The organism is Schaalia radingae, from assembly GCF_900106055.1.
GTDB classification, from domain to species: Bacteria; Actinomycetota; Actinomycetes; order Actinomycetales; family Actinomycetaceae; genus Pauljensenia; species Pauljensenia radingae_A.
The window spans coordinates 1,779,461-1,804,949 of record NZ_LT629792.1 but is presented as its reverse complement, the minus strand read 5'-3'; the positions used below and the strand labels follow the sequence as shown (position 1 = coordinate 1,804,949).

Sequence of the window (25,489 nt, the reverse complement as noted above, 5' to 3'; positions counted from 1 at the left end):
ATGAGAACCGGCACGACGACAGGAGTCACACACAATGATCCAGCAGGAGTCGCGACTGAAAGTCGCTGATAACACAGGTGCAAAGGAGATCCTGACCATCCGTGTTCTCGGCGGTTCGGGTCGACGCTACGCCGGAATTGGCGACACGATTGTCGCCACCGTCAAAGACGCTATCCCAGGCGGCAACGTCAAGAAGGGCGAAGTCGTTAAGGCGGTCGTCGTACGTACGCGTAAGGAAACGCGTCGTTCCGACGGTTCCTACATTCGATTCGATGAAAATGCCGCAGTGATTCTCAACAGCAATGGGGAGCCACGCGGGACGCGTATTTTCGGACCTGTCGGCAGGGAGCTGCGCGACAGGAAGTTCATGCGCATCATTTCACTTGCCCCGGAGGTGCTCTGATGGCAGCGAAGATTCGTAAAGGCGACCTCGTCGAGGTTGTCCGTGGACGCACGTCAGACGAGGCCAAGCTCGCCAAGCGCAACGAGCGCCGCGAAGCTGAGGGCCTTGAACCCCTCAAGCCAGGTGACAAGGGCCGCCAGGGTCGCGTCATCAAGGTGTTCCCGAAGGAACAGAAGGTCCTGGTCGAGGGTGTCAACCTGAAGACACGTCATGTGCGCCAGGGACAGTCCCAGAACTCAAGTGGCGGCATTGAAACAGTGGAAGCACCGATTTCACTGTCCAAGGTCGCTCTGGTTGATCCCGACACAAAGCAGCGCGTTCGCGTGGGCTTCAGGGAAGACCAGGTTGAGCGTGACGGTCGTACCCGCACCGTGCGTGTTCGCGTGACCCGTGGTCGCGTGGCAGCAGGTATCGAGCAGGGCAAGGAGATCTGATCATGGCCCCGCGTCTGAAAGAAAAGTACAACTCAGAGATTCGTCAAGCGCTGCGTGACGAGTTCAAGCACAGCAACGTCATGGAGGTGGGCGGTCTCACCAAGATCGTCGTCAACATGGGCGTTGGTGAAGCCGCTCGTGACTCGAAGGCACTTGAAGGAGCACTGCGCGACTTGACGGCAATCACCGGCCAGAAGCCTGTGACGACCAAGGCCAAGAAGTCCATCGCACAGTTCAAACTGCGTGAAGGCCAGCCCATCGGCGCACACGTCACCTTGCGTGGCGATCGCATGTGGGAGTTCCTTGACCGTCTTCTGTCGACCGCTCTGCCCCGTATCCGCGACTTCCGCGGACTGTCATCGAAGCAATTTGACGGCAACGGCAATTACACCTTCGGTCTGTCGGAACAGTCCATGTTCCACGAGATCGATCAGGACAGCATCGACCGCGTGCGCGGCATGGACATCACAATCGTGACCTCAGCCCGCACCGATGAGGAGGGCCGTGCACTGCTACGTCACCTCGGCTTCCCCTTTAAGGAGGACTGACCATGGCTAAGACGTCTCTCAAGATCAAAGCCGCGCGCGCCCCGAAGTTCGGTGTCCGTGGCTACACCCGGTGCAGCCGGTGCGGACGCCCGCGCTCGGTCTACCGCAAGTTCGGACTGTGTCGAGTCTGCCTGCGTGAGCTCGCCCTTCGTGGCGAACTCCCAGGCGTGACAAAGAGCAGCTGGTAAGCACTACGTCGTAGGTCCCGGGGACCCCGGTGGAAACCGCGACGAGGAAGGGGAATTAGTCCCCATGACAATGACTGATCCCATCGCAGACATGCTGACGCGTCTGCGTAACGCAAACTCGGCTCAGCACGAGTCGGTCTCCATGCCGTACTCCAAGCTGAAGGCCGCCATTGCGAACATCCTGGTGGAAGAGGGCTACATTGCCTCGACCTCCGTCGAGGATGCTCGCGTTGGCAAAACACTGATCCTCAATCTCAAGTACGGCTCCAAGCGTGAGCGTGCAATTGAAGGTCTGCAACGCGTGTCCAAGCCAGGCCTGCGCGTTTATGCGAAGTCGACGAACTTGCCGAAGGTCCGCGGCGGACTGGGTGTGGCTATTCTGTCCACATCTTCCGGTCTGCTGACCGACCGTCAGGCATCCGACAAGGGTGTAGGTGGGGAAGTCCTCGCCTACGTCTGGTGAGAGGGGGAACCGACAATGTCACGAATCGGTAAGAGCCCAATCGCAATCCCGTCGGGAGTTGACGTCGACATCAAGAGCGCCACAGTCACGGTGAAAGGCCCCAAGGGCGAACTGAGCCATGAGCTTCCTCATCTGATCTCAGCACGCGTCGAGGACGGCCAGATCATCGTCGAGCGTGCGGATGACGGCCGCGAAGCCCGTTCACTGCACGGACTGAGCCGTTCACTGATCAACAACATGGTTGTGGGCGTGACCCAGGGCTTCAGCAAACAGCTCGAGATCACCGGCACCGGTTACCGCGTAGTCGCCAAGGGCAAGGACTTGGAATTCTCGCTGGGATTCTCCCACACCGTTCCGTTCAAGGCCCCTGAAGGCATTGACTTCACGGTTGACTCACAAACGAAGTTCACGGTCTCAGGCATCGATAAGCAACTCGTCGGTGAAACTGCAGCGCGGATTCGTAAGATCAAGAAGCCTGAACCGTACAAGGGCAAGGGTATTCACTACGTGGGTGAAACGATCCGCCGCAAGGTCGGAAAGGCTGGTAAGTGATGGGCTACTCCGTCAAAGGCAAAGGCAAAGTTGTTGCGCGTAAGCGTCGCCATCAGCGTCTTCGCAAGAAGATCAGCGGCACAGCCGAGTGCCCGCGCTTGGTCGTGACCCGTTCGAACCGCCACATGGTCGCACAGGTCATCGACGATACGGTTGGCAACACCCTCGTGTCCGCTTCCACGATGGAAGACGAATTTGCTTCGGCAGAAGGCTCGAAGGTGGACAAGGCTCACCGTGTAGGCGAACTGATCGCAGAGCGCGCCAAAGCTGCTGGCATCTCCGCAGTGGTCTTCGACCGCGCAGGATACAAGTATCACGGCCGCGTCGCGGCTGTCGCAGAGGCCGCCCGTGAGGGCGGATTGAACCTCTGAAAGCGACTGAGGGAAAGAGAGATCAACTGATGGCTGCAGCGCAGCGAAGCAGAAACGGTCAGGAATCCTCCGGGCGCAACGAACGTGACAGCGAGCGTCGCGATCGCCGCCAGGGGCGTAACACTGACCGTCGCGACAACCGTCGCAACGAAGACAAGAACCAATACATCGAGCGTGTCGTCACGATCAACCGCGTATCCAAGGTGGTCAAGGGTGGACGTCGCTTCAGCTTCACCGCTCTGGTAGTGGTGGGCGATGGCGAAGGCACCGTCGGCGTCGGCTACGGAAAGGCCAAGGAAGTTCCCCAGGCTATTTCCAAGGGCGTTGAAGAAGCTAAGAAGTCCTTCTTCCACGTGCCCATGATCCGCCGCACGATCACTCACCTGGTCCAGGGCGAAGATGCAGCCGGAATCGTGCTGCTGCGTCCCGCAACACCAGGTACCGGCGTTATTGCCGGCGGCCCTGTGCGCGCCGTCCTCGAGGCAGCTGGCGTACAGGACGTGCTGACCAAGTCGCTCGGATCCGACAATGCACTTAACATCGTCCGAGCAACGGTGGCAGCTCTGAAGCAGCTGGAAACACCTGAAGCAGTGGCCGCACGTCGCGGACTTCCGGTGGAGCGTGTTGCTCCGTCCGGCATGTTGCGCGCACAGGCAGAAGGCGAAGCGGAAAAGAAAGCTCAGGCCGAGCAGAAGGAAGCCGCCAAAGCCTCCGCAGGGGTGAGTGAATAATGGCAAAACTCAAGATCACGCAGGTTCGATCAACGATCGGCGCCAAGCAGAACATGAAAGAGACCATGCGTACCCTTGGGCTGCGCAAGATCCGCCAAAGCGTTGTGCGTGAGGATTCCGAGTCAGTTCGCGGAATGATCAACACAGTGCGACACCTGATTACAGTGGAGGAGGCTGACTGATCATGGCGAAATCAACGTCGAACAAGACGACTGAGGAAGCCCCCGCAGGCATCCTCAAGCTGCACGACCTGCGTCCCGCCAGGGGAGCCAATAAGGCCAAGATCCGTGTGGGTCGTGGTGAAGGCTCCAAGGGTAAAACCGCCGGCCGCGGCACGAAGGGCACCAAGGCCCGCCGTTCCGTCCCAGCTGGCTTCGAGGGCGGCGCCAAGCCGATTCACGTGCGTCTTCCTCAGCTGCGCGGATTCAAGAATCCGTTCCGCGTGGAATACCAGGTGGTTAACGTCGGCAAGCTGCAGGAACTGTTCCCCGAGGGCGGCTCCGTTTCATCGGAAGACCTGGCTCAAAAGGGAGCTGTTCGTGACGGACACCCGGTCAAGGTCCTCGGAGGCGGAGAAGTGACCAGCGCATTCACCCTGGATGTGGATGCATGCTCACAATCGGCTCAGGACAAGATCACGCAGGCTGGTGGCACCGTCACGGTGCGATAAGTCTGAAACACGGTGGGGGTGGTTTGTTAGCCAAACCACCCCCATAGTGTCGCAGGTCGATCACATGGGCGCAGATGGCGCGTCATCGGGTCGCCCTCGGCAATGAACTAACGAAAAACCGCGGTGTAGCCAATCCAATTGACGTGAGACGTGCTAACTCGGGTAGGCTAGGCACGGTGAGTAAAGTTGTGATTGCGTCAAGCTGTCACACCATCAACCTAGGAAGAGGAAGCCGTGTTAAGTGCCTTCACACAGGCGTTCCGCACTCCTGACCTGCGTCGGAAGTTGCTGTTCTCCTTGATGATCATGGCGGTATTCCGCCTCGGAGCATTTATCCCGACCCCAGGCGTCAACACTGTCAACGTGCAGAAGTGCCTGGCAACTCAGGAAGAAGGATCCCTGCTCGGGCTCGTCGACCTGTTCTCAGGCGGCGCGTTGCTCCAGCTGTCGATCTTCGCGCTCGGCATCATGCCGTACATTACGGCGTCGATCATCGTCCAGCTTCTGCGAGTTGTCATTCCTCGATTCGATGACCTGCACAAGGAAGGTCAGACGGGTCAGGCCAAGCTCACGCAATACACGCGGTACGGCACAATCTTCCTCGGCGTACTGCAGTCGACCACCATGGTGTACATGGCGCGCTCGGGCAACATGTTCCCCGGCTGCCAGCACGACATCATAGCTGACCGGTCCATCCCCATGTACCTCGTGATGATCGTTGTTATGACCGCGGGTACCGCCGTCATCATGTGGCTGGGTGAATTGATCACTGAGCGTGGCATCGGCAATGGCATGTCACTGCTGATCTTCACGTCGATCACCGCTCGTATGCCTGCTCAGTTGTTCTCGATCGGACAAGGTGGCGGCTGGGGCAAAGTTGCCGCAATTGTCGGCATGATCCTCGTAGTCGCACTTGCCATTGTCTACATCGAGCAATCACAGCGCCGAATCCCCGTTCAGTACGCCAAGCGCATGATCGGCCGCCGCATGTACGGCGGTTCCTCGACATACATCCCGCTGAAGATCAATATGTCGGGCGTTATCCCCGTCATCTTCGCGTCATCGATCCTGGCTATGCCGGTGATGATGGCGAACTTTGGCTCACCAGAATCGACGTGGGTGCAGTGGGTGCGTTCAAACTTCAACCACCAGTCATGGCTCTACCTCGTGCTGTACGCCCTGATGATCCTCGGCTTCGCATTCTTCTACACTTCCATCACCTTCAACCCGGACGAGGTTGCCGACAACATGAAACGCTACGGCGGTTTCATCGTGGGGTACCGTGCTGGACGCCCGACCGCTGAATTCCTGCGTTACGTCATGAACCGCATTACCACGGCGGGTGCGTTCTACCTGATGATTGTCGCCCTTGTACCGTCGCTGATGATGATCCCACTCGGTCTGCAGAATGGACAGATGCCGTTCGGTGGTACCACGCTGCTGATTATGGTCGGCGTCGGCCTGCAGACCGTGAAAGAAATCAACACTCAGCTCGAACAGCATCATTACGAGGGATTCCTTCGATGACAGCTATTATCCTGCTCGGTCCTCCTGGAGCGGGCAAAGGAACTCAAGCAAGCATAATTGCATGCAAACTCGGCATCCCGGCCATTTCAACAGGGGAAATTTTCCGCGCCAACATTGCCGAACAGACGGAACTCGGCATCCTCGCACAGTCCTACATGGATCGCGGCGAACTTGTTCCCGACTCGGTCATCAACCCGATGGTGCATGCTCGCCTGAAGGCGCCTGATGCCGCTGAGGGCTTCCTGCTCGATGGCTATCCGCGCACTGTTGAGCAGGCACATGCTTTGCGTGACACGCTCGCTGACCTGGGAACCGAACTTGACGTGGTGATCGAGCTTCAGGCGGATGAAGATCAGGTTGTGCACCGCATGCTCAAGCGCGCAACCGAACAGCACCGCTCAGACGACACTGAGCCGGTTATCCGTCATCGCCTGGCGGTTTACCATACGCAAACTGAGCCGGTCGCCACGTACTATGTCGATCAGGATCTGCTCGAAGCAGTCGATGCGAACGGGTCGGTCGAAGAAGTCAGCGAACGCATTTTTGCCATTCTCGATTCACTGAACGGTGCCGGCTCCGGGAGCGGTGCTGACTCAGCGGACGGTGCCGGCGCGGATGAGGTGACGGGCGGCCAGGCCACCCTCGACGATCCTCGTGATCCGTGGTTCGAAGCCCACCAAAACGGTGAAGGAGAGTGCTGCGGGGCGGAAGAATTCCCCGAAGATGACCCAGCTGAGGCTTCGGAGCCTGCCAGCTCCAGCTCGTCTGACCAGGGCGGCGCTGCTGCCTCGGCAAATGCGGATGCTTCGGTCTCAGAAGGTCGCTGAGGACGATGGGTCACGCGCGTATTGAGCTGAAAACCAGGGATCAGATTCTGCAGATGCGTCGCGCAGGTTTGATCGTGGCGGATATCCACGCAGCACTGCGCCGCGCGGCTCAACCAGGCGTCACATTGACGGAACTGGACCGCATCAGTGCCGAAGTGATTTCCCAGGCGGGAGCGACCTCGAATTTCCTGAACTACTTCGGTTACCCGGCGACGGTCTGTATCAGCGTCAATGACACTGTTGTGCACGGCATTCCGAATGATGATGTCCTGCGCAACGGCGACATCGTCTCCTTCGACTGCGGAGCCTACGTGACGCACCACGGCCGCGGCTGGCACGGTGATGCCGCGTTCTCCATGATTGTGGGCGATGAACAGGCCGCATCTCAGCGCCGGCGTGAACTCAACGAAGTGACGCGCGCTGCTATGTGGCGTGCGATCGCATCGTTGGCTTCAGCTCGCCGCGTCAGCGCGGTGGGACAAGCTGTTGAAGACACCTGCGAGGATTACCGGGACACGTTCGGGTGGGAAGCACAGATCGTTGAAGAATTCGGCGGACACGGCATCGGAACGGCGATGCATCAACCGCCCGACGTGTTGAACTACCGTGCGACCGGGATCAGCCCGCGTCTGAAGCCAGGTATGGTGCTGGCGGTCGAACCCATCCTCGTGTCGGGCAATCCTGCGACGCGCACCGAAGCTGACGGGTGGACCGTGCACACACTGGATCACAGCGATGCCGCGCACTGGGAGCACTCCGTTGCCATCATGGACGAGGGCATTTCAGTCCTGACTGCGCCAGACGGTGGGGTAGAGGGCCTGGCTCCTTACCGAGTAACCCCCATTTCACTGGACTGATACACGCAGCCTGCGTATTTCTGATTGCTGTGTGATCGGCGCTCCAGGCGTCGCCCTCCTCAATATGGAAGGCAACTCGAGTCCGGCGCGTGAGGGATATCCCACTGAATGGGCTTCACCGGCGTTGCATCCTCCTCTAGAATGGACAGTCGGGCTGACTTTCTTGCCGATTGGCGAGGGAAACGCCCGCCACGGTTTCGGCCGTGAGCCCTACTGACAAACGTAGAGGATAGACGGAGGACATGGCGAAGAAAGACGGAGTTATTGAGGTCGAAGGCACCGTTATTGAGGCGTTGCCGAACGCGATGTTTCGTGTTGAGCTCACCAACGGTCACGAAGTTCTGGGATACATCTCAGGAAAGATGCGTCAGCACTACATTCGTATCCTGCCTGAAGACCGCGTAGTCGTCGAGCTCAGCCCGTATGACCTTGAAAAGGGTCGAATCGTCTACCGATACAAGTAAACCGACACAACAAGCGTCGCCTGGCGACGTGGAGGTGCACCATGAAGGTCAAGCCTAGTGTCAAGAAGATCTGTGACAAGTGCAAGGTGATTCGTCGCCACGGCAACGTCATGGTTATTTGCGACAACCCCAGGCACAAGCAGCGTCAAGGCTGAAAGCCGTAGCTGCTCAGTGGCAGTGAGCCACTGGCGGGCGATTTGCCCACAGCACACCGTCGACCGCGCAAGCGGGACCCCTGGTTCGGAGGCCGGGGCTGATTGATGGATCAGAGACGGGGTGACGACCTCCGAAAACCATGTGGAGAAAAGTCATGGCACGTATTGCCGGCGTTGACCTCCCCCGTGAAAAGCGGATGGAGATTGCGCTTACTTACATTTACGGTGTGGGACGCACCCGCGCCAAGGAAACACTTGAAGCAACCGGGGTCAGCCCCGACCTTCGCGTACGCGACGCCAGTGAAGAAGATATGGTCAAGCTGCGCGACTACATCGAGGCCAACTTTAAGGTCGAAGGCGACTTGCGTCGTGAGGTCCAAGCCGATATCCGCCGCAAGATCGAGATCGGATGCTACCAGGGCATGCGCCACCGTTTTGGCCTGCCTGTTCATGGTCAGCGGACGAAGACAAATGCGCGTACCCGTAAAGGACCCAAGCGCACCGTGGCTGGCAAGAAGAAAGCCACCAAGTAACTCATAGAGCTGGGTGATGAAACCTGGCCCCCTCGACTTCAAAAGGAAAATCAATGGCTGTCAAGTCTACTCGCTCATCTTCGGCGCGTAAGCCGCGTCGTAAAGAGCGCAAGAACGTCACGCACGGCAAGGCGTTCATCAAGTCGACGTTCAATAACACGATCGTCTCCATCACCGATCCCACCGGCGCTGTCCTGTCATGGTCATCGTCCGGTCAGGTCGGTTTCAAGGGCTCACGTAAGTCCACCCCGTTCGCCGCTCAGCTTGCCGCTGAGGCTGCAGCACGTCGCGCGCAGGAACAGGGCATGAAGAAGGTTGACGTTTTCGTCAAGGGCCCGGGCTCCGGCCGCGAAACGGCGATTCGTTCGCTGCAGGCCGCTGGTCTTGAGGTTGGATCCATTCAGGATGTCACTCCGCAGGCTCACAACGGTGCACGTCCCCCGAAACGTCGCCGCGTCTGAAAGACCCGTGTGAGGGACGAGGGCGACCCGTCCGCGTCCCACGTCACGATGTTCCCACACAAGTGGGAACCATCTGCACCCTGTTTTTTCCGTCACTGTTCGCGTGACGGGACCACAAATCCGACATCATATAGCGGTTGTCGGAAAGAAAGGACCAAGACGTGCTCATTGCAGAACGCCCCATCCTCTCAGAGGAGAAGGTGAGCGATTACCGCTCCCGTTTCACTCTTGAGCCACTCGAGCCTGGGTTTGGATACACACTGGGTAACTCCCTGCGCCGTACATTGCTGTCGTCCATTCCGGGCGCAGCGGTCACCTCGATCCGCATTGACGGTGTGCCACACGAATTCCACACGGTGGAAGGCGTGAAGGAAGACGTCGCTGAGATCATCCTGAACATCAAAGACATCGTTCTGTCCTCTGAAGAGGATGAGCCTGTCGTGATGTACCTGCGCAAGGCTGGCCCCGGTGAGGTCGTCGCAGGGGATATCACTCCTCCTGCAGGCGTGGAAATCCACAACCCTGACCTTCATCTGGCAACGCTCAATGAGAAGGGCAAGCTCGAGATTGAACTGACGGTTGAGCGTGGCCGTGGCTACGTTTCCGCTGCTCAGAACAAGGATCCGCAAGCTGAGATCTCCCGCATCCCGATCGATTCGATCTACTCGCCGGTGCTCAAAGTGACATACAAGGTGGAGGCCACCCGTGTCGAGCAACGCACCGACTTTGATCGTCTGATCATCGATGTGGAAACCAAGCCAGCTATCAGTCCGCGCGATGCTCTCGCGTCAGCCGGAAGCACCCTGGTGGAGCTCTTCGGCCTCATGCGTGAACTGAACGAGGAAGCAGAAGGCATCGAAGTGGGCCCATCGACTACCGATGAGACCCTTGCGCAAGACCTGGCCTTGCCGATCGAAAGCCTGAACCTGCAGTCCCGTTCGTACAACGCGCTGCGTCGACGCGGCATCCTCACCGTGGGTGAACTCGTTGCCCACTCTGAGGCTGACCTGCTGGATATCCGCAACTTCGGAACCAAGTCCATCGAGGAGATCAAGGAAGCCTTGGCATCCTTGGGTATGACCCTCAAGGATGCAGTCATGCCTGAACGCGCCGGCGGAGAAGACGCCGGAAACGTTCAGTTCAGTGACGACCAGTCTTTCTGATCGAATCCACTTTGCGTCCGTGCCGCCTCCAGCGGCCGTCATCGATGGACGAGGACGCCCAAACAAACTGTGTAGGAGAAACTCATGCCCACCCCTAAGAAGGGCCCACGTTTGGGTGGCAGCCCAGCGCACCAGAAGCTGCTGTTGGCTAACCTTGCTGCTCAACTGATCGAACACCGTGCGATCACCACGACCGAGGCCAAGGCCCGCGCGCTGCAGCCGTACGTTGAAAAGCTGGTCACTAAGGCAAAGCGCGGCGACATTCACGCTCGCCGTACGGTTGCCCGCAAGATCCCGAACAAGGATGTCCTGTACATGCTGTTCGACGAGGTCGTTCCGGCCATGGATCCAGAGCGCAACGGTGGCTACACCCGCATCACCAAGCTGGGGCCGCGCCGCGGCGACAATGCTCCGATGGCTCGTATTGAGCTTGTCATGGAGAAAGTCGAGAAGAAGGCTGTCGTTGCCGACGCTGAGCGTACCGCTTCGAAGGCTGCTGCAAAGTCCGGTAAGGATTCCAAGGCGACCGGCAAGGCTGACGAAAAGGCCGAGACCGAAGCTGAAGCAGCAGAAACAGCCGAGCCGGCTGCTGACGAAGCCGCTTCACAGGAGTCAGCTGACGACAAAGCTGAAACCGAAGCTGAGGAAGCTGCCAAGTAGTCATGCACCGTCGTGACCTGCTGATCTGACTGGCACTGCGCTGATTGAGCGGTGACCAGTCCAGCGGATGGCTGATCGGAAGCTGGGTAAACCCCGTGTGGGTTTACCCAGCTTCCGTGTATTCGCGCGGTTGGTGTGCCGGCCGTGTCGGATGCTCTTTAGGTGGAGCCCGTGTGCACTCGCCCCTCGTTCCCCAACTGTCGATCTCACTGGGGCCGCGCAGCACGAACCCGACCCGAAATTGCTGTGACCAGCACGGATGTGTTGCAGGCCAGTCGGTGACCCCGCAGAGTTCACGCGAGTTCGACAGTTGGGGACATGCAGGGGAGGGGTAGAGCCGCGGATGGGTCGCCCTCGTCAATGAACAGGAAGCTGGCGTGGGGCGGACAGCTCGTTGGAAACCCGAGGTGAGAGCAAGCCATTATGCTAAGAACATGTCTGAAGAGATGACCCTCGCTGTCGACTGCGGCGGGGGCGGAATCAAAGCCTCAGTGCTCGACTCGCGCGGAACGCTGACCGCATCGCCGGTGCGCACGCCCACGCCCTACCCGCTCCCTCCCGAACTGCTCGTCAAGACCACACAGGACCTTGCCGCGCAACTGCCTGCCGCCACGCGCGTCACGATGGGAATGCCTGGCATGCTGCGCCACGGAGTGGTCATCACGACTCCGCACTACATCACGCGTGACGGCCCGCGATCACGGATCCTGCCTGAACTGGTCGAGCAATGGGCCAACTTCGACATGGGACGGGCACTTGAAGCTGCTCTGGGCATGCCGACACTGGTGCTCAACGACGCTGAAGTGGCCGGCGCAGGTGTCATCACGGGCACGGGCCTCGAAATGATCGTGACCCTGGGGACCGGGCTGGGAAACGCGGTTTTCGATTCAGGTGTGCTCGCGCCGCACGTGGAAGTATCGCAGGGATTTGTGCGATGGGGACTGACCTATGACGACTACATTGGCGAGCATGAACGCCTCCGGCTGGGAGACGCGCACTGGTCTCGACGAGTGCGCCGAGTGATCGACGGCCTGCGCCCGATGTACGTGTGGGATCGCCTGTACCTGGGTGGTGGAAACTCGAAACGCGTCACGGCGATGAACCGGGCCAAACTCGGTGACGACGTGGTGATCGTTCCCAATGACGCCGGCATCATCGGCGGTGTTCGCGCATGGACACTGTGAGGGCGCGGCTTGACCTGGCATACGACGGCACCTTCTTCCACGGCTGGGCCGCACAGCCCGGACTACGCACCGTGGAAGGTGAACTGGTTCGAGCCCTGTCGCTGATCGCCCGCCAGGAAGTGGCGGTGACTGTGGCGGGACGCACCGATGCGGGAGTGCACGCAGATCATCAGGTGGCTCACGTCGACCTGCCGGCGCAGGTGTGGGACAGCCTTCCGGGAAGGTCCTCGCGCACACCCGAAGATGCGCTGGTTGACCGTCTGGCCTCTCTGCTTACCCGCGCGCACGGTGATTTCATGAAGGCGCACGGGCTGGTGTCGCCGAGAGGGTACTGCGACGTTGCGCTTCTGAGTTCTCATCGCGTGCCGGAAACCTTCGATGCGCGTTTCAGCGCTGTGGGGCGTCACTATGTGTACCGGCTGCTTGACCAGCGCGCGGACAGTGACCCCTTTTCCGGGCGACGCATCTGGACGGTTCCTGCACGCCAGACGCTTAATTTGGAAGCCATGGCTGAAGCTGCTTCCAGCGTCATCGGTGAGCATGATTTTCTGTCCTTTTGCAAGCCGCGTGAGGGCGCGACCACGATCCGTACGCTCCGCCAGCTGGACGTCGTGGCAGCGGGGGAAACGTCGCCGATCCTGGTGCGCGTCCATGCTGACGCTTTTTGCCACTCAATGGTGCGATCCCTGGTGGGAGCACTGATTGACGTGGGGACAGGCCGCCGCTCGCCGGCGTGGATGAGACATCTGCTGGATGAGCGTTCGCGTGAGGCAGCCGCTCCGCTGGCTCCGGCGCATGGCTTGACTTTGGCGCACGTGGACTATCCGCCTGCCGATCAGTGGGCACAGCGCGCGCAGCAGACCCGCGCGGTCCGCTCTTTGGGCTGCTGCTAGGTGGACTGTTTTGCTGCCGTGTTGCAGATGACCGGCTTCGTTGGGATTCAGGATGGACGAGGGCGGCTCGGGCTTCCTGAGTCGGGCCCGTCGGAGTGGAGGATGGTGGTGCCTAATTTTTGTGAATGCGCTTGGCACTGGTGCGCCACGTGGGTGTGGTACTGACGCGCGTGTGGTGAGGCTCGCGAGCTGTGTGCTCAGCTTTGGGCGTTGAAATCGAGTCGATGAGCTGGCTGACAGCGGTTGCCGTCATGTCCTGCAGTGGCCACATCACCGTGGTCAGGCCCATGGAATTGTCTTCGTGCGCATTGTGATCGCCGAAGCCGATGATGGACAGATCGTTGGGGACATGCTTACCCAGGTCGCGTGCAGCGGAGAAGACGCCCGGTGCCTGTGTGTCATCAGCGCACCATACTGAATCAATGTCGGGGTGGGCGGTGAGCATGCGCATGCAGGCCTCGTACGAGTCGTGAGCACTCCAGGTGGGCAGGGAAAGAAACTCTGCGCGGTCCTGGAAATGCTCGAGGACAGGTACCTGACGGAAGTGGTTGATGTTGGGGCCTGCAAGGTACAGGGCCCGTGACGTGTCCGTGGCGTCGAGGTCGCTGAGGATTTCCCGGACTCCTGTTCCTTCATCAATGCTGACGAGGCCCACTCCGCCGAAATGGTTCGAGGTTTCAATCATCGACATCCACATCACTGGAATGTCGAGCTGGCTGAGCAGGGGACCAACGAACTGCTGGGTGGAGGTGGTCTCGCAGATTGCACCTGCCAGTTGAATATCGGAGAGCACCGATTGAATGAAACGGCGGTTGGCGGCATCGCCCTCAGGTTGGAAGAGCGGCAGAAGAAGGTAGCCGCGACGTTGAACCTCAATCATGGCTGTGGTCAGTACTTTGTGGACGACCGGCACGAACGGGTCTTCCGGCAGTTCAGCCATGATCAAAGCGATGATGTTGGTGGATCCTCGCCTCAGTGATCGTGCCGCAGCGTTGGGGACGTAGTTCATTTCACGGGCGACGTTCGTGACGTGCTCGATCGTAGCTGGTGCAATCTTGACTTCGTGCCCGTGGCCGTTGAGTATAAGAGAGACGGTGGATGGTGCGACGCCTGCTTTCCGAGCGACATCAGCCCGAGTTGTCCGTGTCATGGTGAATTCCTTCAAGAAAAAGTACCGCGAAGTCAGCCAGAGCGACGCAGCTCTGAGCGGTAACACAGTAACTATATCGTGTTAGTTCTGGAAAAGATATTTGGGTATTGGCCCTTTCGTGGATGTGCTGTATGAAGCTGGATTGACGTGGCCTGGCCGGAGTGTGGACTATCGTCTGGATATGCAGGGCGTCGATGCGTACAGCTGGCCGAACGCGCGGGAATTGCATCTGATTTTGAGGTGCCAGAGTGCGTGGTGTGAGGTTTCTTACATTTGTGATCGACGGTGAGAAACGGTGGGTGGGTGCGGGGTGTGCCGCGCACGATATTTCCGATCGAAAACGTGCGGAAACGTGATGAGCGTTAAAGTCTGACGTACCGGTTTTGTCGCCGGTCGTAATCAAAGTGAGACCTCTGGCGTTAGTGAAAACCGTAAAAATGTCTTATTCTTTCACTGTCACCTAACACGAGATAGTTAGAGAGACGTCAACCGGCACGCAGCCGGCTGGCTTTCTTCTCGACCAATGGAGGTCTTTAAATGAGATTGACACGAGCAACACGCGGCGCCCTTGGGGTGCTTGCCGTTTCATGCCTGTCATTAACAGCGTGTGGAGGCGGAGCTGAAGAGAGCGGAACATCATCAGCCAGTGGCATCCCAACGCCCGACGTTGCCTGCGACATTCCAGAAGGCAACGTTGACGGCAGCGTTGTTGACACTTCGAAAGTGGAAGGCGAAATCACCTTCCAGACACAGGGCCTGCAAACCGATTTCGCCGACTTCTTCCAAGCCAAGATCAAGGAATTCGAAGAGGCAAACCCGGGGACCACCATCAAATGGACCGACCAGGGCGGAGGTACAGACTTCGACCAGGCCATCACATCCCAGGCAACAAACTGCAAGATGGCAGACGTCGTCAACGTGGCATCGTCATCCATCCTGGCGCTGTCCAAAGCCAATTTGCTGATGGACTTTGACGTCAAAGCACCCCAGATCGGTGACAAGTTCGTTGAAACCATCTGGAACTCAACGAACCTCGGCGCTCAGGATCATCACACCGCGCTGCCCTGGTACTTCGGCCCCTACATCACCACATACAACAAGGACGTCTTCCAACGTTCCGGACTGGATCCGGAAAAGGCGCCCTCGACAATGGACGACCTGCTGGACGCGGCAGCCAAGGTGGGGGCAGCCGGAAACGGCGACTATGGCATCTACGGATCACCAGACTGGTACCTGGTTGCGCAGCTGCATGGAATGGGCGTGCAACTGCTCAACGATGACCACACTGAGTTTGACTTCGCAGATAATGCAGATGCAGTCCGATACGTCACCAAGATGGCGGAACTGTACAAGACCAACGCCATCCCGAAAGACTCCCTGACCGGCGAGCCCGACCCGTCCAAGGCCTATTCCAATGGAAACCTCGCATTCGGCACTCCGAACGCCTCGTTCCTGAAAGCCATTAAAGACAACAACCCGCAGGTCTACGAAGCAACAGGTGTCGGCCCGTTCCCAACAAACGAAGGTATCAAACCTGTCTATGAAGGCCAGTACGTCGGCATCTCCGTGACCACCCAGAACGCGCCGCTGGCGATGAAATGGGCCGAGTTCATCACGAACGCCGAAAACGAATACGCCTGGGCACATGACGGTGGAGCAATCGTCTTCCCGGCTGCTACCGAGGCACTCGACAAGATCATGGAAAACCCGCCGGAGGTTGCACAGGATCCTGTCTTCAAGGCTGCATACGAACAGGCCGCAAATGCCGCTAAAGACGCAGAAGCATACTTGGACGTCTTCTACGTCACCGGTTCAGTTCAGAAAGCGCTGGTCGACAACGTCAACCAGGCCATCCGCGGCGAAGTCAGCCCAGAGGATGCACTGAAGACTGCTCAAGAACAAATGAACCAGCTGCTGGACGATCTGAACTCCTAATTATCCGGAACCAGCGAAGCGTGTGTGGGCTTATTCAGGTCAATACATGACCACCATGAATAAGCCCACACCGCCTGACGCGGTCCACTTTTACGAACGAAGCGTACCCAGAGTGATGGAGGATAGCACTCATGGCGACTCAGAAGAAGACAAGCGCGCGTAGTCTCAATGGCGCAGCACGGTTCCGAAAATGGTGGGTGCCGTGGCTGTGGGTCACAATCCCCGTGCTGTGTATTATCACTTTCTATATCTACCCATTCATCAACACGGTCGTGACGTCCTTCACCAAGACGAAACCACTTGGCAGGCTCGGACGCTTCAACGGAATTGACAATTACGCGCACATTTTCTCCGACCCGGTGTTCTGGGAAGCCACACGCAACTCCGTGATCTACGCGCTGTGCGTTGTTCCCCTGATGGTGCTGCTGCCGCTGCTGCTGGCACTGCTGGTGCGCCAACACGTGCCGGGAATCGGCTTCTTCCGTGCCATCTACTACGTGCCGGCGATCTGCTCGCTTGTCGTCATCTCACTGGCGTGGCGATACATCCTGGACCAGAAAGGCCCGCTGAACTCCTTTTTCGAAGGTATCGGGCTGATCCAGTCGCCCATTCCCTTCCTGTCCAACGAGTGGCTGATCCTCATCTGCGCAATGATCATCACCTTGTGGCAGGGGTTGCCGTACTACATGATCCTGTATCTGGCTGCATTAACCAACGTTGATCAGTCCTTATACGAAGCAGCCGAAATTGACGGTGCAGGCAGCGTCCGCCGCTTCCTGACGGTCACCGTGCCGGGCGTGCGGGTCATGATGTACCTGGTCGGTGTCCTGTCGACGATCGGATCACTGAAAATCTTCACCGAGGTATATCTGCTGGGCGGAACGAACTCGCCCACACAGACCCTGACCATGTATATCCGTAACCGAATCATGGACCCAACGTTTGGATCACTGGGACAAGGCGACGCCGCTTCGGTGTTCCTGTTCCTGATCACATTCGGATTCATCATTGCCTCACAGAGGCTGCAGAACAAGGCGGAAGCATAATGACTCATTCACCCACGCACACACCTGTCGCGACTGCGCCTCACACCAGCAAACTCAGCGAGTACCGCCACCGCCGCAAACTTGAACGCCAGGGCCGCCAGGTCGCATCCCGGCAAATACGCGGGTGGCGCCTCGTTGGACGCTACGCGGTCCTCATCATTGTGGCGTGCCTGCTGGTCGGCCCACTCTTGCTGCCTCTGCTTGTCGCATTCAAAGCCCCAGGTGAGCCCGTCTTCGGCCAGGGGGCAACGCTCTTTCCGCAGGACTGGTCGCTGGAATCCTTTGCGCGCCTGTTTGAGCGCACCAACATTTTGCTGTCCATCCGTAACTCGGCAATTGTGGCAGCGCTGCTGGTGACATCCAACATGGTGCTCTCATGCCTGGGCGGCTACATGTTGTCCAGGCGCGGATGGACAGGGCGAAACATCATGTACTTCGTGGTGTTGTCGGCAATGATCTTTCCGCTTGAATCCATCATGCTGTCGCTGTTCTCAATGATGGTGCACGTCGGACTGTACGATCATCTGCTGGGAGTGTGGCTGCCAATTCTTATTGGCCCATTCCAGATCCTTCTGATGCGCGCGGCCTTCATGGGAATCCCAGACGAGATCGAAGACGCAGCACTGATCGATGGTGCAGGCGAGTTGCGTCGTTTCTGGACGATCTTTCTGCCCCAGGTTCGCGGCACCCTAACGGTTGTCGGCCTGACAAGCTTTATCGGCGCGTGGTCTGACTTCCTGCTGCCACTGATCATGCTGCCCAGCCCGAAGAATCAGACACTCATGGTGACCCTGTCAGCCATTCAGAATTCCCCGCAGGGCACGAGCTACCAGTTGGTTCTGGCCGGAGCGGTCGTCGCCCTCGTGCCGGTCGTTGTGGTCTTCATGTTTTCTCAGAAGTACTTCTTCCGCGGCATTGAAGCAGGCGGCCTGAAGTTCTGAACTGCATCTGACCCGGTTCGTCCCGGAAGGGATGCTGCGGCGGACGCGGATCTGCCGGGCTCGTTGAGCAGGCCGGTTCGCACTCAAGCTGCACGTGAATCACAGGTTCACGTGCAGCTTCTTCTTTCCGCCACGATCGAGGCAGCCCGCGCGTGGGCGACGACATCTGCGGCCCTTCGTGCGAGCCTTTGCGATACGTCGTGTTGAGTGTTCCCCGGGGTGTGCGGGCACGGACTTTCCTGCCCCGCCCCATGTGTCGTTTACGACGAACCATGGACGAGGGCGACTACGGTCGCAATCGGCTGGCCTGCATGAACGCTCCGAGGGGTCTCCCACTGTCGGGCGAGCGCGCCTCGAGATCGACAGGAGGGGCACATGGACGGTGCGGGCGGTCAGCGTCGCATCTGCAGCACGCTTCTTCCCGCTCCCCAGGTTCGAATTCGGCGGCGCTACGCTGTGCTGCAACAGCATGGGGCCCGTATCGACGCTGGTCAGCGCGTAGGTGGCGGTGCCTACCCTGCTAAAGGCGCGTCGAGTTCGAACCTGGGGGGATGAAAGAAATGGGGGAGAAAGGCGAGAGAGGAAAAGCAACCATGGGTGCCGCACGGCGCATGGATACGACGAAACACGGGGCGGAAGAAGGCCCTCGTTTAAGAAGAGGTGCTTGCTTAAACGGGGGCCTGACCGTTCACAGTCGAAGCCGAAGACGGCTCCGATGTGCGGCCAACCTATGGTCTGACAGCAAAGGAACGCCTGCGTGCAGCGTAGATGCTGACCGCTCCTGCCCCGAGAACCATCAGAGAAAACGGAATCACCTGTGCTGATGCGCCCGATTGCGCCAGGAAGCTCCCTGAATTGGAGCTTGATTTGCGCTGTTGATCGGGCGACACGCCGGTGGTCGCAGGAAGGGATTGCGCAGAGCCATCGCTTTGTGATGACTGGGCTCTCTGGGTGTCAGCAGACTGAGGATCGGTCTGCGTGCCCTGGTTGGCAGTCGGAGACTCGCCGACCCAGTACAGCAGGCGAGCCTGACCGCCACCGATATTGGACAGCGTCACCGTTAAATCAGAATCTGCGCTGCGAGACTGCGTCAATGGCGCGGGCTGAGCTTCAAAAGTGTTCGGATCAACCATCATGAGTTTCGCGTTGTCAAAAGGTTTCTCCACATGCAGTGTGACGTCCTGAGCGGTTTGCGCATATGAGCCGTCATCGGTTCGGGTGCTCAAGCCGTAAGAAGGCCAACGCGTTGTGCCGGTCAGAGCATTGACCACCATGAAAGCGCGCGGATCCTGAGTGGTCTTGCCAAAGATCTCCTCGGTCTTCGCGGCATCAAGCCCGGGCAGCTTCTCAAAGTAACCGACCACAACATCGCCCGGTTTACCGTCATTGACCGTTCCGGTATTGGTGACGTCCATTCCGGTGATGCCTACCGCCTTATTGGCGGCCTTGCCGTCGCCCTCGCCAAATGCTCCCAGTGCGTAACCCGATACGTTGGGTGCCTGAGGACGGTCCGCGTATTCACCGGCGTTGATGCCAACGTATGTTGAGTTCAGAGCAACTGCGTACTTGCCCAGCCCAGTCAGGTCCTTGAAAATTCTGCTGAATTCGTAGAAGGAGCGGGTAGGCGCGCCATCCTGATCGATGATCGAGGAGCGATCGTAGCCGTTGTATTCCATACGGAACAGCCCAAACCACTTTTGACCGGTGGCAAGACCGAGCGAAGGGACGACGGCTTTTTGAGACTCGGACACGTTGGCGTCCCAGTTGTAGTCCAGATACTGGCCGTACAGGATCGGGCTTGTACCGTCACCAGTAAGACCGGCGAGGGCGGCCTGACGCTGAGTCTTCCACATATTGTTGCCCAGCATGTCGTGAACAACGCTCGAGGGTGCCGACCCCCAGTTGGATCCGTAGTAATAGGTATCCCACGACAGCAGATCAGGCTGAGCGTTTTGCACGTAATACTCCATGTTTGCCGGCTGGCCCCAGTCAGCTGCGTTGTACTGGTTGGAGTGCACGACGGCTCCCGGGATGTTCTCTTTTGACCATTCGAACCATCGGCCGAATGCGTCAGACTCGGCGTGGCTGAAGCCGCCCTCGTCACCGTACTGAATGTCGATCAGGGTGTCGGCGTAGGGCTTCATCGCATCGGTGAGGAAAATGTGAGGCTCGCCGGCGTCCTGAATGCCGTTGCCGCCAGCTGGAGCCTTGGCGAATGCCCAGGGGGTTCCCTCGCCAATCTGTTCCATCACGGGAGTGTTGAACAAAGGCATGTCATAGAACATCGGGAATGCGCCGCCGGTCAGACGTGATTCGCGTGCGTCGAATGCGCCGCGACCGTAGCCTTCGGAGGGAATCCAGGCTGGCAGCATCACGCCGTATTGCAGCGCCAGAGTCTGAGCGCGGTTCACGCCCCACTTTCCGTCGCCGGGGTCAAAACCGCGATAAATGTCAGAGTGCTCGTTGGGTGCAATCTCGGGAGGCGTATGACCGGCGGGCAGACCCCACACCTCGGCTTCGTACACCGACATGCCTGTTGCCTGGTTACCGGGATTTCCTGGCTGCTGCTGCGGCTCAGTAGCGGTGTTGAGCCACACGCGGATGTGTTTTGCCTGGTGGTACTGGTTGAAGTCCCAGTACCACAGTCCGCCAGAATCACGGGTCAGTGAGGCATGCGTGATGATGGTCTGCCACGGGGCGCCGTCATCGGCTTGAACAGCAATCGCAACGGAAGAGCCGCCGTGCCAGCCGGGCGCATTGGCGGGCATCTGCGGCCAGCCCCATGCGCTCACGCGGTGCACGTAGCGCGGCTGGTCAAGATCGAGTTGGAAACCAGTGGTGTTGTCGCTCCACTCGTCGCTCTTCTTCAGAGGGGAAACTGTCCACCCGGTGGCCATGTTCTGATCGGTCAGCGCACTGATTTCCGCTTCACTGCCTCCATTGATGGTGGCGGCGGCATCGATCAGGACATTCCCGCGGAAATCGGTGTTGTGTTTCGTGACGTTGACAACGTAGGTAGCGCGTTGCCCTCCTGCTGTGATGGTCGCCGTGAAGGCGTTCATGCCTTCGCGCACCACGAGGTTGGATACGCGTCCGTCGCTGTCCGCCGGTAAACCGTTAACGCTGACGGAAGCAGTGGGATCAGCAGGACGGACGCGGATTGAAATCTGATCCGTGTGATAGTAGGCGTGTGCGATGTATGTATGAGTGGCCGGATCGAATGTGACAGGTTCGCCTGGCTCCCCAAAGGGAAGCTGGTCAACGAAGAAATCGGCGGCAAGGTTGTCACCGCTTCCTTCGCCCGGATCAGTGAACTGAGGCTGGCAGGGGATCAACTTGAGATCGGATCCTGACATGCCTTTCTTGTCCTCTGCCACTGCGCGCAGACCCACCAATGAAAAGGCCTGTGCTTTCGTGGGCGGAAATGAAATGGTCTGGGGATCGTTGACTCCTTTGAGTGCTCCGCGTGACAGGAGTGTGCCTGCCTCCATGGTGGAACTGTCCAGTCCCTGTTTCCAGGCGTTGAAGGCTTCGTCACCGCCTTGCCGCGGATTTGTCGGGGCAGATTCGAATGAATACAGCTGGAATGAACCGGGCGCATTTCCGGCTCCTTCGACTGCGCCATATGTGGGGCGCGCAGTGTATTGAACGCCGCACAGCTCCTGGTCAGGTCTGGGATTGGCGAAGGCCAGTGCGTGCGGGAAGTCTTCCTCGGTGCCTTTCCACTGGGATGTCCAAAATGACACGTCCTGGGCAGCTTTCCCTGAATCGTCATCTACCAGTGCAGATATCGGCCCGTTTGGAGCAACTTCGCCCTGAGTTTCTTCAGACGTTGCCCACAACATGGTGGGATGATACGGAGCCAGCGATGAGTCCGGGGCAGCGTATGTCGGCACTGATCCCACCACACTGATTCCCGCGCACAAGGCAGGCACCGTGAAAAGGGCGGCGATCCGATGCGTCTTTGCCATAACGGTCTTCCTTAAATCGGTGAATAAAAACGCATATCAGGCTCAGCGCAGAACCTGATACAAATCACTACGCAAACGGTCACAACCACTGTGCTCGTCACGTAGGCCACAATACTAACACGTGTCAGTTGTGGTGGGTAATCCCGATGGACAGTGCGCCACCGTCAGCCAAGACCATTGGTGTGGCAGCAGTGTGCGCCGCCGGCCGCCCTCGTCGGGCATGAAAATCTGAACGAAGCGCGCGCCGGGCAACGCGGTGGGCCACGTGCAATGAGGAATTGCCCACAGTGAGGGAATAACTTTGACCAGGGTGCCTCCAGGTCGATAGACTTAACGACGCTGTGCGTTAGCGCTACTTGGGGCTTTTCCCACTCGCCCGGTATGTGCCAACGACTCGCGCGAACCGAATCGCAATGCGAGCAAGCGTTCCACCAATAAGTGGTGGTGATGTTTGCTCTTAGATCGAAAGAATTGAAGGTTACGCCCGTGCGCACCTATTCACCCAAGCCGGGGGACACTGAGAAGAAGTGGTACGTCATTGACGCTACCGGTGTCGTCCTTGGTCGTTTGGCGTCTCAAGTCGCCGCCCTCCTTCGTGGGAAGCATAAGCCGACGTTCGCTCCGCATATGGATCAAGGCGATTACGTCGTCGTCATCAACGCGGACAAAGTCGTGCTGACTGGTAACAAGCTGGACCAGAAGATGGCCTACCATCACTCGGGTTATCCGGGTGGCCTGCGGGCTACCAGCTACCGCCAAATGCTTGCCGAACATCCGGAGCGCGTCGTGGAAATTGCCGTTAAAGGCATGCTTCCTCACAACTCACTCGGCCGTCAGCAACTGCGCAAGCTGCATGTGTACGCAGGCAGCGAGCATCCGCATGCCGGCCAGACGCCAGAGAAATTCGAAATCACCCAGGTCGCCCAGTGAGCGCGTCGCGCTTCTGAGCCCACGAACTGCACTGAGGAGAACTGTGGCTGACACCACGCAGATCGAAGAGCTGGACGAAGAAACCGTCCCCAGCTCATACACAACTGAAACCGCAACAGCACCTCAAGGCGCTGGCCAATCCGTGACCGCACCTGGCGCGGGACTTGGTCGCCGCAAGGAAGCTGTTGCTCGAGTCCGTCTGATTCCCGGCACCGGCCAGTGGAAGGTCAACGGACGCACACTGGAGGACTACTTCCCGAATAAGCTGCACCAGCAGCTCGTGAAGTCTCCTTTCACACTGCTCGACCTTGACGGCCGTTTCGACGTCATCGCCCGCATCAACGGCGGTGGCATCTCCGGCCAGGCAGGCGCTCTGCGACTGGGCATTGCGCGTGCTCTCAACGAGATCGACCGCGAAGCAAACCGTCCGGCTTTGAAGAAGGCTGGCTTCCTGACCCGTGACGCACGCGCCACGGAGCGTAAGAAGGCCGGCTTGAAGAAGGCCCGTAAGGCGCCTCAGTACTCGAAGCGTTAATCGGTTTTCTTTCCTGCTGATCGGGTTCGAGGGGGTCCGCGCGAGTCGCCGTTTAATCGGGTGCGTGAAGCGATCCGAAGGAACCTGAGCTGGTTCGGTGCACGTGCATGGTGCGAGCGTTGAAGATGAAACGTGTAGCGCAAGGCACGGAGCTGAGCCAGTGAGCACAAAGTCATCACCGAAGGGGTGAGGTGGGCACGAGAGTGCCTGTCTCACCCCTTTCGTGCTGGTTCCGAATGACTCGTGAGCAACTGTGCAAAAAGTTCGAATATCACGGGCAAACTCGAACAGGACCGTGAATCAACCAGAGGTTCGCGTCGCGACGGATTAGGCTGTGTGCAGATAATGCTCGTGCGGTGACCCAGCAAGAAGTGAGCTGCCGCCCGTGAAAAGAACGAAACAGGAGCAATGTGATGCCGCGACTATTTGGAACTGATGGGGTGCGCGGGCTGGCCAACGGCGAGCTCACCGCACAGCTTGCTTTGGAACTGGGTGAAGCAGCGGCTCGGCATATTGCTGGTGGTCCGAAGAAAAATGGCGACAAGCCTCGAGCGATAATTGGCCGTGATACGCGTATTTCCGGCGAATTCCTCGATCACGCAATTTCGGCTGGCTTGGCGGCATCAGGTATGGACGTCACGCGCATTGGCGTGGTGTCCACGCCGACAGTGGCACATCTGACAGCGGCAGAAAATGTTGACCTCGGCGTCATGATTTCCGCCTCACACAATCCCATGCCGGATAACGGCATTAAGTTTTTTGCCCGGGGCGGCTTCAAACTGGCTGACTCGGTCGAAGACGGCATTGAGAAACTTCTCGGCGCGGACTGGGATCGCCCAACAGGCGCGGCAGTCGGTGAGGTCCACTACGACGATGATTGGGCCAAGCACTCCTACATTGAGCACCTCGTCACCTCTGTCGGCTCTGATCTGCATGGCGTGCGAATCGCAGTGGACTGCGCGAATGGCGGCGCCTCTGACATCGGGCCACAGGCCCTGCGTGAGGCCGGCGCCGACGTCGTGGTCATGAACTCATCACCTGACGGGCGCAACATTAACGATAACTGCGGTTCAACGCATCCCGAGCAGATTCAGGCGGTGACCGTTGCATCAGGTGCGGACTTCGGCGTCGCCTATGATGGCGATGCTGACAGATGTCTAGCCATTGATCGTCGTGGCAATTTGATTGACGGCGACAAGATAATGGGCGCCCTTGCCCTCGCCATGCACGAGGCGGGCGAACTTGACCACGACACACTGGTCGTCACCATCATGTCGAACCTTGGCCTGAAACTTGCAATGGAGAAAGCTGGTATCACCACTGTTCAGACGGCAGTGGGTGACCGCTATGTCCTCGAAGCAATGATTGAGGGCGGGTTCGCGTTGGGTGGTGAGCAGTCCGGACATGTCATCGCGCGCCATCATGCCACGACGGGGGATGGTGTTTTGACGTCAATGTTGCTGGCTCGCCTCGTGCATGAAAGCGGTCGCGATCTGGCTGATCTGACCGCGCCGATCGAACGCTTGCCACAGACTTTGATCAACGTGTCCGGCGTGGACAAGGCTCGCCTCCATGACGATCAGGCGTTGGCCGACGAGGTTGCCGCTGCTGAGAAGACGTTGGGGGAGACGGGTCGCGTGGTGATGCGCCCATCCGGTACCGAACCGCTCGTCCGTGTCATGGTTGAAGCGGCCAGTGAGGATGAGGCTGACAGGATTGCGCAGCACCTGGCCGATGTGGTGCGTGATCGCCTCGCACTGTAGACGGCCCTGAGATGTAACGGTCTTCAGGCCTGGAGGAGCAGCTGGTTGAGCGGTGCTGGAGCGAGAGCACTGGTTCTGCTGCCTTAGGCTGACTAAGCTGGACTAACTGCGCTGGAGAATCGGTGGTCGTCCGA

General features: G+C 58.8%; 28 protein-coding genes and 1 pseudogene. 27 read left to right on the top strand and 2 right to left on the bottom strand.

Going from position 1 to position 25,489, the window contains the following annotated elements:
* Window positions 1-34: 34 nt before the first annotated feature.
* The 21 genes and pseudogenes from rplN (at window position 35) to truA (ending at window position 13,084) form a co-directional block, all read left to right on the top strand.
* The gene (gene rplN / locus BLT69_RS07930) at window positions 35-403 is read left to right on the top strand and encodes a 50S ribosomal protein L14 (RefSeq protein ID WP_058237158.1); all 369 of its coding nucleotides are present in this window, start codon (window positions 35-37) and stop codon (window positions 401-403) included.
* A complete protein-coding gene (gene rplX / locus BLT69_RS07925) occupies window positions 403-837 on the top strand; it encodes a 50S ribosomal protein L24 (RefSeq protein ID WP_058237157.1) in 435 nt (144 codons plus the stop codon). The genes rplN and rplX overlap by 1 nt, the downstream gene beginning before the upstream one ends.
* 2 nt (window positions 838-839) lie before the next feature.
* A complete protein-coding gene (rplE, locus tag BLT69_RS07920) occupies window positions 840-1,385 on the top strand; it encodes a 50S ribosomal protein L5 (protein ID WP_070726977.1) in 546 nt (181 codons plus the stop codon).
* A 2-nt stretch (window positions 1,386-1,387) separates the two neighbouring features.
* On the top strand, window positions 1,388-1,573 hold the full coding sequence (locus tag BLT69_RS07915; RefSeq protein ID WP_058237155.1) for a type Z 30S ribosomal protein S14: 186 nt from the start codon (window positions 1,388-1,390) through the stop codon (window positions 1,571-1,573).
* A 64-nt stretch (window positions 1,574-1,637) separates the two neighbouring features.
* The gene (gene rpsH, locus BLT69_RS07910) at window positions 1,638-2,036 is read left to right on the top strand and encodes a 30S ribosomal protein S8 (RefSeq protein ID WP_058237154.1); all 399 of its coding nucleotides are present in this window, start codon (window positions 1,638-1,640) and stop codon (window positions 2,034-2,036) included.
* Between the two features lie 15 nt (window positions 2,037-2,051).
* Window positions 2,052-2,588, top strand: a complete 537-nt coding sequence (gene rplF, locus BLT69_RS07905) for a 50S ribosomal protein L6 (RefSeq protein ID WP_058237153.1) — start codon at window positions 2,052-2,054, stop codon at window positions 2,586-2,588.
* On the top strand, window positions 2,588-2,959 hold the full coding sequence (rplR, locus tag BLT69_RS07900) for a 50S ribosomal protein L18 (RefSeq protein WP_058237152.1): 372 nt from the start codon (window positions 2,588-2,590) through the stop codon (window positions 2,957-2,959). Before rplF ends, rplR begins: the two co-directional genes overlap by 1 nt.
* Window positions 2,960-2,988: 29 nt before the next feature.
* Window positions 2,989-3,690 (top strand): 30S ribosomal protein S5, encoded by a 702-nt coding sequence (gene rpsE / locus BLT69_RS07895; protein WP_058237151.1) that lies wholly within the window; start codon window positions 2,989-2,991, stop codon window positions 3,688-3,690.
* Entirely contained in the window at window positions 3,690-3,872 is a 183-nt protein-coding gene (rpmD, locus tag BLT69_RS07890) for a 50S ribosomal protein L30 (RefSeq protein ID WP_058237150.1), read from the top strand. Before rpsE ends, rpmD begins: the two co-directional genes overlap by 1 nt.
* Before the next feature lie 2 nt (window positions 3,873-3,874).
* Window positions 3,875-4,360, top strand: coding sequence for a 50S ribosomal protein L15 (rplO, locus tag BLT69_RS07885; protein WP_070726976.1), 486 nt, complete (start codon window positions 3,875-3,877; stop codon window positions 4,358-4,360).
* A 234-nt stretch (window positions 4,361-4,594) separates the two neighbouring features.
* Window positions 4,595-5,887, top strand: a complete 1,293-nt coding sequence (gene secY / locus BLT69_RS07880; protein ID WP_070726973.1) for a preprotein translocase subunit SecY — start codon at window positions 4,595-4,597, stop codon at window positions 5,885-5,887.
* Window positions 5,884-6,450 (top strand): annotated as a pseudogene (locus BLT69_RS07875) (adenylate kinase); the annotation flags it as partial. The gene secY and the pseudogene BLT69_RS07875, both read left to right, overlap by 4 nt.
* Window positions 6,451-6,719: 269 nt before the next feature.
* On the top strand, window positions 6,720-7,571 hold the full coding sequence (map, locus tag BLT69_RS07870) for a type I methionyl aminopeptidase (protein WP_070726971.1): 852 nt from the start codon (window positions 6,720-6,722) through the stop codon (window positions 7,569-7,571).
* A gap of 242 nt (window positions 7,572-7,813) precedes the next feature.
* Window positions 7,814-8,035 (top strand): translation initiation factor IF-1, encoded by a 222-nt coding sequence (gene infA / locus BLT69_RS07865; RefSeq protein WP_058237146.1) that lies wholly within the window; start codon window positions 7,814-7,816, stop codon window positions 8,033-8,035.
* Window positions 8,036-8,076: 41 nt separating this feature from the next.
* Window positions 8,077-8,190 (top strand): 50S ribosomal protein L36, encoded by a 114-nt coding sequence (rpmJ, locus tag BLT69_RS07860; RefSeq protein ID WP_003790577.1) that lies wholly within the window; start codon window positions 8,077-8,079, stop codon window positions 8,188-8,190.
* Between the two features lie 155 nt (window positions 8,191-8,345).
* Entirely contained in the window at window positions 8,346-8,723 is a 378-nt protein-coding gene (rpsM, locus tag BLT69_RS07855) for a 30S ribosomal protein S13 (protein ID WP_058237145.1), read from the top strand.
* A 53-nt stretch (window positions 8,724-8,776) separates the two neighbouring features.
* Window positions 8,777-9,184: a 30S ribosomal protein S11 gene (rpsK, locus tag BLT69_RS07850; RefSeq protein ID WP_058237144.1), complete on the top strand. Its 408-nt coding sequence runs from the start codon at window positions 8,777-8,779 to the stop codon at window positions 9,182-9,184.
* Between the two features lie 161 nt (window positions 9,185-9,345).
* On the top strand, window positions 9,346-10,347 hold the full coding sequence (locus BLT69_RS07845; protein ID WP_058237143.1) for a DNA-directed RNA polymerase subunit alpha: 1,002 nt from the start codon (window positions 9,346-9,348) through the stop codon (window positions 10,345-10,347).
* An 84-nt stretch (window positions 10,348-10,431) separates the two neighbouring features.
* Window positions 10,432-11,007, top strand: a complete 576-nt coding sequence (gene rplQ / locus BLT69_RS07840; RefSeq protein WP_058237142.1) for a 50S ribosomal protein L17 — start codon at window positions 10,432-10,434, stop codon at window positions 11,005-11,007.
* Between the two features lie 434 nt (window positions 11,008-11,441).
* Complete coding sequence (locus BLT69_RS07835) at window positions 11,442-12,191, top strand: ROK family protein (RefSeq protein WP_058237141.1); 750 nt, start codon at window positions 11,442-11,444, stop codon at window positions 12,189-12,191.
* On the top strand, window positions 12,179-13,084 hold the full coding sequence (gene truA / locus BLT69_RS07830; RefSeq protein WP_092648781.1) for a tRNA pseudouridine(38-40) synthase TruA: 906 nt from the start codon (window positions 12,179-12,181) through the stop codon (window positions 13,082-13,084). The genes BLT69_RS07835 and truA overlap by 13 nt, the downstream gene beginning before the upstream one ends.
* A gap of 112 nt (window positions 13,085-13,196) precedes the next feature.
* Here truA and BLT69_RS07825 read toward each other — a convergent pair whose 3' ends face one another.
* Entirely contained in the window at window positions 13,197-14,234 is a 1,038-nt protein-coding gene (locus tag BLT69_RS07825; RefSeq protein ID WP_092648780.1) for a LacI family DNA-binding transcriptional regulator, read from the bottom strand.
* 537 nt (window positions 14,235-14,771) lie between these two features.
* On the opposite strand from BLT69_RS07825, the gene BLT69_RS07820 reads away from it, so the two are divergent.
* The 3 genes from BLT69_RS07820 to BLT69_RS07810 all read left to right on the top strand — a co-directional run bounded on the left by BLT69_RS07820 (window position 14,772) and on the right by BLT69_RS07810 (window position 18,156).
* Entirely contained in the window at window positions 14,772-16,169 is a 1,398-nt protein-coding gene (locus BLT69_RS07820) for an extracellular solute-binding protein (RefSeq protein ID WP_058237138.1), read from the top strand.
* Window positions 16,170-16,300: 131 nt separating this feature from the next.
* Window positions 16,301-17,215 (top strand): carbohydrate ABC transporter permease, encoded by a 915-nt coding sequence (locus tag BLT69_RS07815; protein WP_058237137.1) that lies wholly within the window; start codon window positions 16,301-16,303, stop codon window positions 17,213-17,215.
* The gene (locus tag BLT69_RS07810) at window positions 17,215-18,156 is read left to right on the top strand and encodes a carbohydrate ABC transporter permease (protein WP_070726962.1); all 942 of its coding nucleotides are present in this window, start codon (window positions 17,215-17,217) and stop codon (window positions 18,154-18,156) included. The genes BLT69_RS07815 and BLT69_RS07810 overlap by 1 nt, the downstream gene beginning before the upstream one ends.
* A gap of 728 nt (window positions 18,157-18,884) precedes the next feature.
* Here BLT69_RS07810 and BLT69_RS07805 read toward each other — a convergent pair.
* Window positions 18,885-22,127, bottom strand: coding sequence for a cadherin-like beta sandwich domain-containing protein (locus tag BLT69_RS07805; protein WP_092648779.1), 3,243 nt, complete (start codon window positions 22,125-22,127; stop codon window positions 18,885-18,887).
* Between the two features lie 486 nt (window positions 22,128-22,613).
* On the opposite strand from BLT69_RS07805, the gene rplM reads away from it, so the two are divergent.
* The 3 genes from rplM (at window position 22,614) to glmM (ending at window position 25,355) form a co-directional block, all read left to right on the top strand.
* Window positions 22,614-23,057 (top strand): 50S ribosomal protein L13, encoded by a 444-nt coding sequence (gene rplM, locus BLT69_RS07800; protein WP_058237133.1) that lies wholly within the window; start codon window positions 22,614-22,616, stop codon window positions 23,055-23,057.
* A gap of 43 nt (window positions 23,058-23,100) precedes the next feature.
* Window positions 23,101-23,592, top strand: coding sequence for a 30S ribosomal protein S9 (rpsI, locus tag BLT69_RS07795; protein WP_058237132.1), 492 nt, complete (start codon window positions 23,101-23,103; stop codon window positions 23,590-23,592).
* Between the two features lie 413 nt (window positions 23,593-24,005).
* Window positions 24,006-25,355: a phosphoglucosamine mutase gene (gene glmM / locus BLT69_RS07790; RefSeq protein WP_070726958.1), complete on the top strand. Its 1,350-nt coding sequence runs from the start codon at window positions 24,006-24,008 to the stop codon at window positions 25,353-25,355.
* Window positions 25,356-25,489: the final 134 nt, after the last annotated feature.